Here is a 14419-nt window from a genome sequence, read left to right on the forward strand (position 1 = left end):
GAATCGTCAGACCTTGAGCTGGATCCCGTCTCCGCCTTCCGGCGTACACACCCGTACTGGAGGCTGACGGGACAGCGTGGCTTCGGCCCGCGCGGGGGCCGGGTCCGGCCAACTTTGTCCACAGGTGCGCGCACGACCCTTGACGTGATCTCCGGTCATTGTCACATTCATCAGTGTCAACTTACGGGCGCGTACGGCTCTACGGACGGACGGCTGGCATGGCTGGGGACACCAAGCGACGCACGGGGCAACTCTCCGCCGAACTGCGCGGGTTCAGGGAGGTCCAGCGCCTCGCCTACGCGTGCGCGGAGACCGTCGCGGCGCAGCTGCGGCCCGGGGTCACCGAGCGCGAGGCGGCCCGGATGCAGCGCGACTGGCTGCGCGAGCGCGGGGTGCGGGACTGGTTCCACCTGCCGTTCGCCTGGTTCGGGGACCGCACCGCCTTCGCGAACTTCAAGATCCCCCTCCAGTTCTTCCCCACCAACCGGAAGCTGGAGCCGGGGATGCCCTTCATCCTCGACATGGCGCCCGTCCACCAGGGGTACGCGGCCGACATCGGGTACTCGGGCAGCCTCGGGCTCAACCCGGTGCAGGACCGGCTCATGTCCGACCTGCGCCACCACCGCGCGCTGATCCTGGAGCAGGCGCGCGAGCGCCGCTCCCTGCGCGAGATCTACGAGAACGTCGAGCGGCTGATGACGCGGCAGGGCTACGCCAACCGGCACCGCGCCTACCCCTTCGGTGTGATCGCGCACAAAATAGACAGGGTCAAGGAGCGGCGCTGGTCGCCGACCGCGTTCGGGTTCGGCACCCAGTCCCTGAAGGGCCTGGCCGGCGATGTCCTGCACGGACACCGCGAAGGCTGGTCCCCGCTGTGGAGCCCGTACCGCTTCTCCGACCATCCGCCGCAGCCCGGTCTGTGGGCGGTGGAGCCGCACCTGGGCTTCCGGGGCACCGGCGCGAAGTTCGAGGAGATCCTCGTCGTCACCGACTCACGGGACCCCGAGGAGAGCGCGTTCTGGCTGGACGAGGAGCTGCCGCACGTGCGGCGCTGGGCTGAGGAGAAGACGGCATGAGCGGGACTGCATTCGCGGGGGCGCGAGAGCGCCGGGTGAGCACGGGCGGGGTCGAGCTGTGCGTCGTCGAGCTCGGCGAGGCGGACCGGCCCACCGTGGTGCTGGTGCACGGCTACCCGGACAGCAAGGAGGTCTGGTCGGAGGTCGCCGAGCGGCTCGCCGCCCGCTTCCACGTGGTGCTCTACGACGTACGCGGGCACGGGCGCTCCACGGCTCCGGTTCCCCTGCGCGGCGGCTTCACGCTGGAGAAGCTGACGGACGACTTCCTCGCGGTCGCGGACGCGGTCAGCCCGGACCGGCCGGTGCACCTCGTCGGCCACGACTGGGGCTCCGTACAGGGCTGGGAGTTCGCGACGACCGCCCGCACCGAGGGCCGGATCGCCTCCTTCACCTCGATGTCGGGCCCCTCCCTCGACCACTTCGGGCACTGGATCAAGAAGCGGATGGCGCGGCCCACCCCGCGCCGGGCCGCCCAGCTGCTGAACCAGGGCGCGAAGTCCTGGTACGTCTACATGCTGCACACGCCGGTCCTGCCGGAGCTCGCCTGGCGCGGTCCGCTCGGCAAGCGGTGGCCCAAGATCCTCCAGCGGATCGAGAAGGTCCCGTCCGGCTCCTACCCGACGGCCTCGCTGCCCTCGGACGCGGCGCACGGAGCCTGGCTCTACCGCGACAACGTCCGGTCGCGGATGCGCCGGCCGCGCGCCGACGCCTACGCCCACGTACCGGTCCAGCTGATCACCCCGACGGGCGACGCCTTCCTGTCCGAGCGGCTCTACGACGATCTGGAGCTGTGGGCGCCGGACCTGCTGCGCCGCACCCTGCCCGCCAAGCACTGGGTGCCCCGGACCCGGCCCGACCAGCTGGCCGCGTGGATCACCGACTTCGTCACCTCGCGGGAGGAGCCCGCCACCCGCGCGCCGGAGCAGAGGGCGCCGGGGCGGTACGCCGACCGCTTCGGCGGCCAGCTGGTCCTGGTCACCGGCGCCGCCAGCGGCATCGGGCGGGCCACCGCGTTCGCCTTCGCCGAGGCCGGCGCCCGGGTGGTGTGCGTGGACCGGGACGCGGAGGGCGCGGCGCGCACCGCCGACATGGCCCGGCTCGTCGGGGCCGCCGAGGCCTGGGGCGAGTGCGTCGACGTCAGCGACGAGCAGGCCATGGAGAAGCTCGCGGCGAAGGTCGCCGCCGAGTACGGCATCGTGGACGTGCTGGTCAACAACGCCGGCATCGGGCTGTCGGGGCCCTTCCTGGAGACCACGTCCGAGGACTGGAAGAAGGTCCTCGACGTCAACCTGTGGGGCGTCATCCACGGCTGCCGGATCTTCGGCAAGCAGATGGCCGAGCGCGGCCAGGGCGGCCACATCGTCAACACCGCCTCCGCCGCGGCCTATCTGCCGTCCCGGACCCTGCCCGCGTACAGCACCTCGAAGGCGGCGGTGCTGATGCTGTCCGAGTGCCTGCGCGCCGAGCTCGCCTCGCAGTCCATCGGGGTCTCAGCGATCTGCCCCGGCATCGTGAACACCAACATCACCGCGACCTCGCGGTTCGCCGGGGTGGACGAGGCAGAGGAGAAGCGCCGCCAGGCGCGTTCGTCCCGGCTGTACGGGCTGCGCAACTTCCCGCCGGAGAAGGTCGCCGACGCGATCGTGCTCGCCGTGGTGCGCAACCAGGCCGTGGTACCGGTGACTCCGGAGTCCAAAGGTGCGCTGTGGATGTCCCGTTTCGCGCCGGGGACGCTGCGGCGGCTCGCGAGGCTGGAGCCCAGGCTGTGAGTGAGCCCGGCACGGCCATACCCCGCTCCTCCCGGCGGTCGTACCATCCCTCGCAGGAGGGCTCGCCGCGCAAGGCCGTCGAGTACCTGGCGGCTGCACGTGCCGCCCGGGCCGCGGCGGGCGCGGTCGGCCGAGCCGTCATGTCGTAGGGAGCCGGGATTGTCCGATCAGGCGGTAGCCGAGTACCGGATCGAGGATCTGGCCCATCACAGCGGGGCGACGGTGCGCACGATCCGGGCGTACCAGGACCGCGGTCTGCTGCCCAAGCCGGAACGGCGAGGCCGCTCCAACGTCTACCGGGACACGCATCTGGCGCGGCTGCGCCAGATCGCGGACCTGCTCGACCGCGGCTACACCCTGGCCTCCATCAAGGAATTGCTGGAGGCCTGGGACGCGGGCCGCGGACTGGGCGGCGTACTGGGGCTGGTCGCCGAGGTGCACGGGCCGTGGACCGACGAGGAGGCGGACCGGATCAGCCGGGACGAGCTGAACGAGCGGTTCGGCGGCAGGCCCGACGACGACGCGGTGGGCGAGGCGTGCGAGCTGGGCGTGCTGGAGCGGATCGCGGGGCGCCCGGACGAATTCCTGGTGCCCTCACCGCAGGAACTGGCGGTGGCCGCCGAGCTGTACGCGGCCGGAGTGCCGCTGGTGGCGATCACCGGGCACCTTCGGGAGCTGCGCGGGCAGGTGGAGCACATCGCCTCGCGGTTCCTGGAGTTCACCACCGAGCACGTCTTCGCGCGCTACCTCGGGCACGTACCGCCGACGGACGCGGACGCGGCGGAGGCGGCGACGATGGTACGGAGACTGCGGCCACTGGCCCAGCAGACGGTGGACGCCGAGCTGGCGCGGGCGATGCGCCTGTTCGCCACCCGGCATCTGCAGCGGCACCTGGGCGCCGTCGGCTCCGCGCAGCCGTCCGGGCCGTCGCCGGTGGCGTTGCCGGCCGAGACGGTGCGGGCCGTGCAGGAGCTCGTGGGCCCCGACCACGTGGCGGAGTTCGTCCGGGCCGCGACGGAGCGGGAACTCCAGGCCCGGACGATGAACGACTTGGCAAGCCGGGGCGGCCGGTAAGGCTCGCTCGGTCTCGCTCAGTAGTCCACAGGGCGGATCACGCGTTTGGCATCAAAACCGGGCCAACCGGCTGTGGACAACCCGGGGTTCCTTGTGGGCAACCGCGGTCGCGTCCGGGCCGATGGGCTCGTGCGCCTCGTCGGTGCGGGTACTTTCGGCCACCGCGGACACGGGCACCGGCCCGACGGCGCCGTCGGGTACTCCCTGGCGGGGATTCCCGTACAGGAGGCCGGCGAGAACCAGTCCGACCACCCCGCCGACCAGCTGGGCGGCGACGAACCCGGGCAGCGACTGCGGGGCTATCCCGGTGAAGGAGTCGCTGAACGCGCGCCCGACGGTGCCGGCCGGGTTGGCGAAGGAGCCCGAGGAGGTGAACCAGATCGCTGCGGCGATGTACGCGGCGACCGCGGCCGGGATCAGCTTCGGCCGGCCGATGTGGCCCAGCCCCTGGATGACCAGGACGAGTCCGGCGGTGGCAACGACCTCGCCGACCAGCAGGTGACCGCCGGCGCGGACCTGAGTGGCGAAGGTGCCGGGGACGCGCCCGAACATGACCTCGGCAAGGACGGCGCCGCCGACGGCCCCCGCGGTCTGGGCGGCGGTGTAGACGAGGGCTTCCCCGCCGCCGACCCCCTCACCGCCACTGCGCCGCCCCCACCAGGAGGCGAGGGTGACGACCGGGTTGAGGTGGGCGCCGGAGAGCGGCCCGAACAGGGTGATGATCAGGCCGAGGCCGATCGCGGAGGCGGCGGAGTTGGCGACGAGGGCGACGCCGGTGTCGCGGCTGAGGGCCGCGGCCTGGATTCCGGATCCGATCACGACCACGAGAAGGCCGGCGGTACCGATGAGCTCGGCGGCCGCGCGGCGCGGCAGAGATACGCGGACTGTCATGGTTCCCCCTCTGGGCAGCACTACAGTGGAAAATGTATTCCGTATCTTGGAAGTGCGATAGAGGGGTCCGGGCCTCGGCGCCAGCGGAAATTCCCTGCCGGGAACCCCCGCGACCCGGCACGCTGGGGACATGGACGACAGACGCACCGTGAAGGTGTCCAAATACGTCTCGAAACACCTGCGGCATCAGCCGGATCGCATCGGACTGGTGCTCGACGCCCAGGGCTGGGTGGAGATCGACGACCTGCTGCGGGCGGCCGCCGCGCACGGCTTCCACGTCAGCCGCGCCGAGCTCGACCACGTCGTCGCGACCAACGACAAGAAGCGCTTCGCCGTCGAGGGCACCCGCATCCGGGCCAGCCAGGGGCACACCGTCGCGGTGGACCTCGACCTCCCTGAGTCCGAGCCGCCCGCGTACCTGTACCACGGCACCGTGGCCTCCGCCCTGGACGCGATCCGCGCCGAAGGGCTGCGCCCGATGGCCCGCCACCACGTCCACCTTTCCCCGGACCGGGAGACCGCGACCCGGGTGGGCGCGCGGCGCGGACGGCCGGTCGTGCTCAGCGTCGACGCCGGGGCGATGCGGGCGGCCGGGCACGTCTTCCGGATCAGCGCCAACGGGGTGTGGCTGGCGGACGCCGTACCGCCCGAGTTCCTGCGCTTCTCCTAGCGGGCGGCGTGGCGGCGTGCGGTGGGCTGCATGCGGCGTGGCGCCATGCAGCAGCCGACATGCCCCGGGGCGGGGGAATTCACAGGGAGATTGTCAGATCATCGCCCTACTCTGTCCTCATTCCGGGATCTGTGAGGGGGGGTACCTCGCGATCGCCGAACCTTCCATGCGAGCACGCGAGGTGACGCCCCATGACATCCACATCCCCGAACGAGACACCCGAGGCCCCCGCATCCGCCGGAGCCGCCGGAGCCGCCGGCACCTTCCAGGTCGACCTGCGCGGCCTGGTCGACCTGCTCTCCCACCACCTCTACTCCAGCCCGCGCGTCTACGTCCGCGAGCTGCTGCAGAACGCCGTGGACGCCGTCACCGCCCGGCAGGCGCACGAGCCCGGCGCGCGGATCCGCATCCGTCTGTCCGCCTCCGCCGGCCGCGTCACCATCGAGGACTCCGGCATCGGCCTGACCGCCGCCGAGACCCACTCCTTCCTCGCCACCATCGGCCGCAGCTCCAAGCGCGGCGACCGCGAGCTGGCGGAGCGCGGCCTGGAGAGCGCCCGTCAGGAGTTCCTCGGCCAGTTCGGCATCGGCCTGCTCGCCTGCTTCGTCGTGGCCCGCCAGATCCGTGTGGTCACCCGCTCCGCCCGCGACCCGCACGCCGCGCCCGTCGAATGGCTGGCCACGGACGACGGTTCGTACACCGTCCGCGAACTCCCCCACGAGGCCCGCCCGGAGCCCGGCACCACCGTCATCCTGGAGTCCCGCCCGGGCGCCTGGGAGTGGACCACCCCGGCCAAGGTCGAGCAGCTGGCCCGCGACTACGGCTCGCTGCTCCCGTACGACATCACCTTCGACGACGGAGAGGGCGGCGAGCCCCGCCCGATCACCGACCGGCCCGCCGTCTGGGACCGCCCCCACCCCACCCCCGCCGCCCGACGGGTCGCGCTCGCCGGCCACTGCGCGCAGCTGTTCGGCTTCACCCCGCTCGACAGCATCGACCTCGACCTGCCGGTCGCCGGAGTGCGCGGCGTGGCGTACGTCCTGCCCGAGCCGACCAGCCCCGCCCATCGGGCCGGACACCGCGTCCACCTCAAGGGCATGCTGCTCACCGACCAGGCCGACAACCTGCTGCCCGACTGGGCCTTCTTCGTCCGCGCCGTCATCGACACGGACACCCTGCGGCCCACCGCATCCCGCGAGAACCTGTACGACGACGAGACCCTGGCCGCCGTACGGGAGGCCCTCGGCGCCCGCGTACGGGGCTGGCTCGCCGAACTCGCGGCGAGCGAACCGGAGCGCCTGGCCGCGTTCCTGGGCGTCCACCACCTCGGGGTGAAGTCCCTGGCCCGGCACGACGCGGAGCTGCTCGGCCTGATGCTGCCCTGGCTGCCGTTCGAGACCAGCGACGGTTCGATGAGCCTGGAGGAGTTCGCGGCCGCCCACACCGAGATCCACTTCACGCGCACCGTCGAGGAGTTCCGCCAGATCGCCCCGATCGCGGCGGCCCACGGCCTCGGCGTCATCAACGCCGGCTACACCTACGACGCGGACCTGCTGGCCCTGCTGCCCTCCGTACGACCCGACCTCAAGGTCGCCGAGCTGGACGCGGGAGCCGTCACCGAGCGCCTCGACCCCGTCCCGAGCTCGGCCGAACTGGCCCTGGCCGCCTTCCTGTCCACCGCGCGCACCCGCCTGGAGCCGCAGGGCTGCGATGTGGTGCTGCGTGCCTTCCAGCCCGTCTCCGTCCCGGCCCTCTACCTGGACGACCGGCAGGCCCGGCAGGAACGCGACCGCACCGCCGCGCTGGAGAGCGCCGACTCCCTGTGGACCGGCATCCTCGGCGCACTGCGCGGTTCGGCGCCGCGCGCCCGCCTGGTCCTCAACCACAACAACCCGCTGATCCGGCGGATCGCCTCGCTGCCCGACGAGACCCTGACCGGCACCGCCGTCGAATCGCTGTACGGGCAGGCCCTGCTGATGTCCCAGCGGCCGCTGCGCCCCGCCGACTCCACCCTGCTCAACCGGGCCTTCCTCGGGCTCCTGGAATGGGCGACCCACCCCGCCGAGGCCCAGGAGGGACCGAAGTGAGCACGATGACGCGCGAGGAGATCGAGCAGGGCCTCCAGGAGAACCGCTTCGCGCCCGGCGGCACCGCCCGCAACGCGCACGCGGAGGTGCTGGCCGCCGCCGCCGAGGCGAGCGGGGACTCCGAGCTGTTCCGCGACGCGCTGGACAACCTCATCAACTCGTACTTGTACAGCTCCGAGTCGACGAAGATGCTGGTGCCCTTCGCCCGGCTGCTCCAGGAGTACGACAAGGACCCCGGCGCCTTCTCCAAGGGGGACGCCCACTCCCTGTTCTGGCAGTTCAAGTGGGTGGCCACAGCCATCAGCGAATCCCCCGAGATCCCCCTGGAGTCCGCCACCAGTTGGCTGGACGAGATGGAGCGCCGCTACCGGATCGCGGGCTACAGCGAGCGGCCCGTGCGCGAGTCCGAGCTGTGGTTCGCCGATGTGATCGGTGACGACGAGCGGGCCGAGCGGGCCTACGCGCGCTGGCAGGCCGCCGACCGCGACGACATGAGCGACTGCCACGCCTGCGAGCTCAACGGCCAGGGCCACTACGCGATGCTGCGCGGCGACGACGCCCGGGCCCTGGAGGTCTGGCAGCCGGTGCTGGCCGGCGACAAGACCTGCGCCGAGGAACCGCACCGGGTGCTGGCCACCGCGCTGCTGCCACTGCTGCGGCTCGGGCGGTTCGAGGAAGCCCGTGCCCAGCACCTGCGCGGCTACCGCATGGCCCGGGGCAAGGAGAGCCTGCTGCCCTCGGTCGGCAAGCACATCGAGTTCTGCGCCCTCACCGGCAACGAACCGCGCGGCCTGGAGATCCTGGCCGAACACGCCGCGCACGTCGCGCCGCTGGCGAATCTCGACGACCGGCTGTCCTTCCACGGCGGCGTCCTCGTCCTGCTGCGCCGGCTCAAGGACCTGGGGCACGGCCACCTGTCGGCCGTCCCCTACGAGGGCGTGCCGCGCACCGTGGCCGAGCTGTACGAGGTGCTGCGCGCGGACGCCCTCGACATCGCCAGGCGGTTCGACGCGCGCAACGGCACCACCCGGGTCTCGGAGCGGTTCCTCGCCCGGATCGGCGGGGCGCCGCTGGTCGACGTACTCCCGCTGGGGGTGCGCAGCGCGGCCCTGCCGCAGCCGGAGCCCGCCGCCGCGCCGGTGGCGGCACCGGTTCCCGCCCCGGCCACGGACGGCGCCGCTCTCGCCGAGCTGGTGCGGCGCGCCCGGGCGGCGCGTGACCTGGGGCATCCGGGTTCGGACGGCCTCTGGGCCGAGGTGGCCGCACGGGTGGGCACGGCCGACGCGGTGGATCCGCTGGTGCGGGTCGATGTGGCGGACCACCGGGCCCTGGCGGCCGCACGCGCCGGGGCCGGCGACGCCGCGGCGCTGGTGACGGCGGTCCGCGACGGCTACCGGGCGCTGGGCCAGGAGGAGCGTGCGGCGCTGTCGGAGCTCCGGCTGGCGAGCGTGGCCGCACAGTCGGGCGCCGCTCCGGGGGAGATCCGGGAACTGCTGGCCGTGGCCCTGCGGGCCGCCGAGGCGCTGGAGGCCGACGAGCCGCTGCGGGGCCGCCGGATCGCGCTCGCGGAACTGTGCGCGATCCGCCTGGAGTCGTACCTGCGCTCGCTGGAGGCCACCGACGCCCACGATCACGGCCACGGCCACGGCCAGGAGCGTGCGCACGGGGAGCTGGCGGCAGAGCTCACCGCCTTCGTCGCCTCCTATGCGCAGTCACTGCCCGACCTGGTGGCGGAGGCCGAGGAGACGCTCGGCAGGATCGCCCTGTCGGAGGGTGACCCGGAGCGGGCCGTGCCCCTGCTGGCCGCGGCCGCCGCCCGGGCGATCGCGGCGGGCCGGCCCTGGCAGGCGGTGGACCCGCTGGTGCTGCGGGCCGGGGTACTGATGTCCCTCGGCCGCCCCGAGGAGGCGGAGGAGGACGCCCGTTCCGGGCTGGCGCACGCCGGGGAGCTGACCGACGCCGAGCAGCAGGCCGTCGTACGGCTCACCCTCGCTGACATCCTGCTGGAGCGGGCCGACGCCGCGGAGGCGGCGGAGCTCGCGCTCACGGCGGCGCACTGGTTCGACCAGGCCGGCCTCACTGCCGACGGCGGCGCCCAGGCCCGGCTGCTGCTGGCGCGGGCGTACGCGCACCAGCACCGCAACGCGGACGCGGCCGAGGTGCTGCGGTCGACGCTGCCGGACCTGCTGGAACACGGTGAGCAGCAGGCCCTGGCCGTACGGGAGTTCCTGGGGGACCTGCTGCGCGAACTCGGGGAGCCGCGTGAGGCGGCGGAGCAGTACCTGCTGGCGGCGGAGCTGGTGAAGGGCTGGGAGGACCCGCGTCCGCAGGCGGGCCTGGCGCAGTCCGCCGCCGACCAGCTGAGCGAGGCGCGGCTGACACCCGAGGCGGTCGCCGCGTACGAGCGGGCCCTGGAACTGCACCGGCTCTCGGGGGACGCGCCGGTGGCCGAGGTCCGCGTACTGCGGTCCCTGGCCTGGCTGGCGATCCGCGAGGAGGTCAGCGCCACGGGCGTGGCGCGGGCCCGGACGCTGATGGCCGAGGCGGCCGGGATCCTGGAGACGCCGCAGGGTGATGCCCCGGAGTCGCCGGAGCTGCGTTCCGAGCTCGCCCAGACCTGGCATCAGCTGGCGCAGGTGCTGGACCGGTGGGTCTCCGTCCACGTCCAGGAGGACGATGACGAGGACGAGGACTCCGGCCCCGCGGAGGCGCTGGGCGACGCCGAGCTGACCGCGCTGCGGCTGGAGGAGGTCCTGCTGTGGGACCGCGCGGCCGGTGTCTACGCCGACCTCGGCGGCGACCATCTGACGGAGCGTTTCCAGTGCCTGAACAACGCGGCCTGGACGGAGCGCGAGCTGGGCCGCCCCGAGGCGGGCGCCGCCCGGCTCTCGGCTCTGATCGAGGAACTCCGCACCTGGCCCGAGGGCAGCGTGCCGGAGTGGATCCTGCCCCGCGCGGAGCGGACCGTCGCGCACCTGACGGACTGACCGGAGCGAGCGGGCGACCGGCCCCCGCCACCTCGTGGTGGCGGGGGCCTGCCATCAGCCCAGTTGAGCGAGCCCCTCGGTGGCGATCTTCTCGAAGACGGTCTCGTCGGCCGCGAAGTCGGAGTCCGGGATGGGCGCGTGGATCGCGATTTCGGTGAAGCCGAGCTCGCGGTGGCGTCCCGCGAAGTCGACGAAGGCGTCCACGGACTCCAGCATCGTGTTGCGCTCCGGGGTGAACCCGGTGAGCAGGATCTTCTCCATCTGCGCCGCGTCCCGCCCGATCTCCGCGCACGCCTTGTCGAGCTTGGCGAGCTGGCCGCGGATGGCCTCCAGCGAATCCTCGGGCGTGCCGTGCGCGAAGACCTTCGGGTCGCCGGTGGTCACCCAGGCCTGGCCGTACCGGGCGGCGAGCTTGAGCCCGCGCGGTCCGTTGCCGGCCACGGCGAACGGCAGGCGCGGCTCCTGCACGCAGCCGGGGATGGTGCGGGCTTCCTCCGCGGAGTAGAAGGTGCCCTGCTGGGTCACCGCGCCCTCGGTCAGCAGCCGGTCCAGCAGCGGAACGAACTCGGCGAAGCGGTCGGCCCGCTCGCGCGGGGTCCAGGCCTCCTGACCCAGCGCGGTCGCGTCGAAGCCGTCGCCGCCCGCTCCGATGCCGAGGGTGACCCGGCCGCCGGAGATGTCGTCGAGGGAGATGAGTTCCTTGGCCAAGGTCACGGGGTGCCGGAAGTTCGGCGAGGTGACCAGCGTTCCCAGGCGCAGCCGCTCGGTGGCTGTGGCCGCGGCGGTGAGGGTCGGCAGCGCCCCGAACCACGGACCCTCGCGGAAGGTCCGCCAGGAGAGGTGGTCGTAGGTATAGGCGGTGTGGAACCCGAGCCGTTCGGCCCGCACCCACTGGTCGCGGCCTCCCTCGCGCCACGGACGTACCGGCAGGATCACAGTGCTCAGACGCAGACTCATGTCACCGAGCCTACGGCGCGTGCTGCGCCGGCCGTGCGCCACGCCGACGATGTTTCACGTGAAACACGCGCCCCGAAGCGAATGTTTCACGTGAAACACGGGAGCCTCGAACGGATCTTGCCAACACCTGTCCGGGTGGTCCGGGGCCATGGGCGAAGATGGAGCTGTGACCTCGGCTCCCCAGCGCCCGGACGGGCAGACCCCCGCACCCCGGCTCATCGCCACCGACCTTGACGGCACCCTGCTCCGCGACGACAAATCCGTCTCGCCGCGCACCGTCGCCGCCCTCGCCGCCGCCGAGGAGGCCGGGATCGAGGTCTTCTTCGTCACCGGCCGACCGGCACGCTGGATGGACGTGGTCGCCGACCATGTACACGGGCACGGCCTGGCGATCTGCGCGAACGGGGCCGCCGTCGTCGATCTGCACGCCGGCCGGGAATTCGTGCAGGTGCGGGCGCTGCCCCGGGATACCGCGCTGACCGTGGTGAACGCGCTCCGGGCCGCCGCCCCCGGCACGTCCTTCGCCGTGGAGCGCACCACCGGCATCAACTATGAGCCGAACTACCCGCCCTTCTTCCAGGACCCGGGCGCCACGGTGGCGACCGTCGAGAAGCTGCTGCACGAGGAGCCGGACACCACCGCGGCACCCGTGCTGAAGCTGCTCGCGCACCACTCCGAACTGTCGCCGGACGAGTTCCTGACGCTGGCCCGCTCCGCGGCGGGCGACCACGCCTCCATCACCCGGTCCAGCCCGACCGCCCTGCTGGAGATCAGCGGGCTCGGCATCTCGAAGGCCAGCACCCTGGAGCTGTGCTGCGCCGAGCGCGGGATCTCCCCGGCGGAGGTCGTGGCCTTCGGGGACATGCCGAACGACGTGGAGATGCTCCGCTGGGCGGGCACCTCGTACGCGATGGGCAACGCCCATCCGGATGTGATCGCGGCCGCGTCCGGCCGTACCGTCGCCAACAACGAGGACGGGGTCGCCGTCGTCATCGAGCGCATCATCGCCGAGCGGGCTGCGGCCCGGCCCTGAGCCCAGCCCGTAAGCCGCGCCCCTAAGCCCGGCCGTAAGCCCCGGCGGTAAGCCCGGGCCACAGGGCCATCCGCTAGAGCGGCGCTTCCCAGACCAGGGTGGTGCCGCCGCCGTCCTCGCCGATGCCGGGGCGCTGCGAGCTGGAGCCGCCCAGGGATTCCGCCCGGCGGCGCAGGTTCCGCAGCCCGCTGCGGCGGCCGCCCTCCACGATGCCCACCCCGTCGTCGGCGACCTCCAGCCGTACCCCGGGCCGGCCGTCGGACAGAGTGGCCGTACAGTCCACGACCACCTCGATCCGGGTCGCCTCGGCGTGCCGGAAGGCGTTCGACAGGGCCTCGCGCAGCGCGGCGATCAGGTTCTTGCCGACCAGCTCTCCGACGACCGCGTCGATGGGGCCGAGGAAGCGGTGCGCGGGCTTGAACCCCAGCGGCACCGCGGCCATGTTGATCTCCCTGAGCACCCGGGTGCGCAGCCCCGAAGGGGCTTCCGCGGGGCCCTGCTGGAGCGCGAAGATCGCGGTCCGGATCTCCTGGATCGTCACGTCCAGCTCGTCCACGGCCTTGCCGACCCCGTCACGCACCTCGGGGACGATGGACCGGCGCTGGGCGCCCTCCAGCATCATCCCGGTGGCGAACAGCCGCTGGATGACGAGGTCGTGCAGGTCGCGGGCGATCCGGTCGCGGTCCTCGAACACCGCGAGCCGCTCCCGGTCGCGCTGTGCCTCGGCCATCATCAGCGCGAGCGCCGCCTGTGAGGCGAACTGCGTGGCCAGGGTCCGCTCGGACTCGGTGAACGGTCGCTTGCCACGGGCCCGGGGGGTGACGAGGGCGCCCAGGACCCGCCCGCCGCTCTGCAGGGGGAGCATCATGCAGGGCCCGTACTGGCTGGTCAGCGGGCTCATCATGCGGGGATCCGAAGCGGCGTCGTCCGCGAAGACCGCATCGCCCTGGAGCAGCTTCTCCACCACCGGACTCCCGGCCGGGATCACCACGCCGAGCGAGGTGGCCGGGTTGTCGGCGGAAACGGCCACGATCTCCATCCCGCCGTCCTCGGTGGGCAGCAGCACGATTCCGGCGGAGGAGTCGGCGAGATGGCGGGCCTGTTCGGCCACGACGGCGAGCGCGTCGTCCGCGTCCCCGCCCGACAGGAGGGCGGTGGTGACGGCCACCGAGCCGTCGATCCAGCGCTCGCGCTGCGTGGCCGCCTCGTACAGGCGGGCGTTGCCGATGGCGATACCGGCCTCGGTGGCCAGTACCCGGACCATGTGGACGTCGTAGTCGTTGAACTCGCCGCCGCCGTTCTTCTCCGCGAGGTAGAGGTTCCCGAAGATCTCGCCCTGCACGCGGATGGGGACGCCGAGGAACGTCTTCATGGGCGGGTGGTGCGCCGGGAAGCCGGCCGAGCGGGGATCCTTCGTCAGATCGGGGAGCCGGACCGTGTCGGGGTGCGAGATCAGTGCGCCGAGCAGGCCCCGCTTGCCGTCCGGGCGGTGCCCGATCTTGCGGGCCAGCTCGGTGCTCATGCCGTGGGTGACGAAGTCGGAGAGCCCGCGGCCCTCCGTGTCGACGACGCCGATCGCCGCGTAGCGGGCGTCCGCGAGCTCGGCCGCGGTCTCGCAGATGCGGTCCAGGGTGGAGTGCAGTTCAAGGCCGGTGCCGACCGACCGCATGGCCTCCAGCAGCTGCGGGACGCGGGCGGTGAGCTCGGTGGACAGCCCCTGAAGGCTGTGGGCGGCCCGGGTGGCGGCCTCCAGCGTGTCCGGAGCCGCCCCCGGCTCCCCGGCGTCCGGCCCGTCCGGTGAATCCGATGAGCCCGGTGAGGGCTCGGGTGATTCCTGCGACTCCTGCACTGACATGCCCTTGAGCGTAGTTAGTC

At 72.9% G+C, this 14419-nt stretch carries 10 protein-coding genes; 7 read left to right on the forward strand and 3 right to left on the reverse strand.

The genetic code is table 11. The features are described 5' to 3' along the window. Window positions 1-218 precede the first annotated feature (218 nt). From IE248_RS14000 to IE248_RS14010, 3 genes are all read left to right on the forward strand, one after another. Window positions 219-1076, forward strand: coding sequence for a M24 family metallopeptidase (locus tag IE248_RS14000; RefSeq protein WP_037793389.1), 858 nt, complete (start codon window positions 219-221; stop codon window positions 1074-1076). Next, window positions 1073-2845, forward strand: a complete 1773-nt coding sequence (locus IE248_RS14005; protein ID WP_073797738.1) for an SDR family oxidoreductase — start codon at window positions 1073-1075, stop codon at window positions 2843-2845. The genes IE248_RS14000 and IE248_RS14005 overlap by 4 nt, the downstream gene beginning before the upstream one ends. A gap of 159 nt (window positions 2846-3004) precedes the next feature. Beyond that, complete coding sequence (locus IE248_RS14010; RefSeq protein ID WP_008741710.1) at window positions 3005-3919, forward strand: MerR family transcriptional regulator; 915 nt, start codon at window positions 3005-3007, stop codon at window positions 3917-3919. Between the two features lie 51 nt (window positions 3920-3970). Here the strand turns inward: IE248_RS14010 and IE248_RS14015 are convergent, their stop codons facing one another. Then, on the reverse strand, window positions 3971-4810 hold the full coding sequence (locus tag IE248_RS14015) for an aquaporin (protein WP_229895308.1): 840 nt from the start codon (window positions 4808-4810) through the stop codon (window positions 3971-3973). 130 nt (window positions 4811-4940) lie between these two features. Here IE248_RS14015 and IE248_RS14020 point away from each other — a divergent pair, with 130 nt between their 5' ends. From IE248_RS14020 to IE248_RS14030, 3 genes are all read left to right on the forward strand, one after another. Further along, window positions 4941-5480 (forward strand): RNA 2'-phosphotransferase, encoded by a 540-nt coding sequence (locus IE248_RS14020; RefSeq protein WP_073774029.1) that lies wholly within the window; start codon window positions 4941-4943, stop codon window positions 5478-5480. A 191-nt stretch (window positions 5481-5671) separates the two neighbouring features. Further along, complete coding sequence (locus IE248_RS14025; protein WP_190030885.1) at window positions 5672-7567, forward strand: HSP90 family protein; 1896 nt, start codon at window positions 5672-5674, stop codon at window positions 7565-7567. Continuing rightward, a complete protein-coding gene (locus IE248_RS14030; protein WP_190030886.1) occupies window positions 7564-10554 on the forward strand; it encodes an ATP-binding protein in 2991 nt (996 codons plus the stop codon). The genes IE248_RS14025 and IE248_RS14030 overlap by 4 nt, the downstream gene beginning before the upstream one ends. A 54-nt stretch (window positions 10555-10608) precedes the next feature. On the opposite strand, the gene IE248_RS14035 is transcribed toward IE248_RS14030, so the two are convergent. Continuing rightward, window positions 10609-11511, reverse strand: a complete 903-nt coding sequence (locus IE248_RS14035; RefSeq protein ID WP_124289051.1) for an LLM class flavin-dependent oxidoreductase — start codon at window positions 11509-11511, stop codon at window positions 10609-10611. 148 nt (window positions 11512-11659) lie between these two features. Between IE248_RS14035 and IE248_RS14040 the strand changes: the two genes are divergently transcribed. Then, on the forward strand, window positions 11660-12544 hold the full coding sequence (locus tag IE248_RS14040) for a Cof-type HAD-IIB family hydrolase (protein WP_190030887.1): 885 nt from the start codon (window positions 11660-11662) through the stop codon (window positions 12542-12544). 73 nt (window positions 12545-12617) lie between these two features. Here IE248_RS14040 and IE248_RS14045 read toward each other — a convergent pair whose 3' ends face one another. After that, window positions 12618-14399, reverse strand: coding sequence for a GAF domain-containing sensor histidine kinase (locus IE248_RS14045; RefSeq protein WP_164496316.1), 1782 nt, complete (start codon window positions 14397-14399; stop codon window positions 12618-12620). Window positions 14400-14419: the final 20 nt, after the last annotated feature.

Origin of the sequence: Streptomyces goshikiensis, assembly GCF_014650555.1 — a bacterium.
Classification (GTDB): Bacteria; Actinomycetota; Actinomycetes; order Streptomycetales; family Streptomycetaceae; genus Streptomyces; species Streptomyces goshikiensis.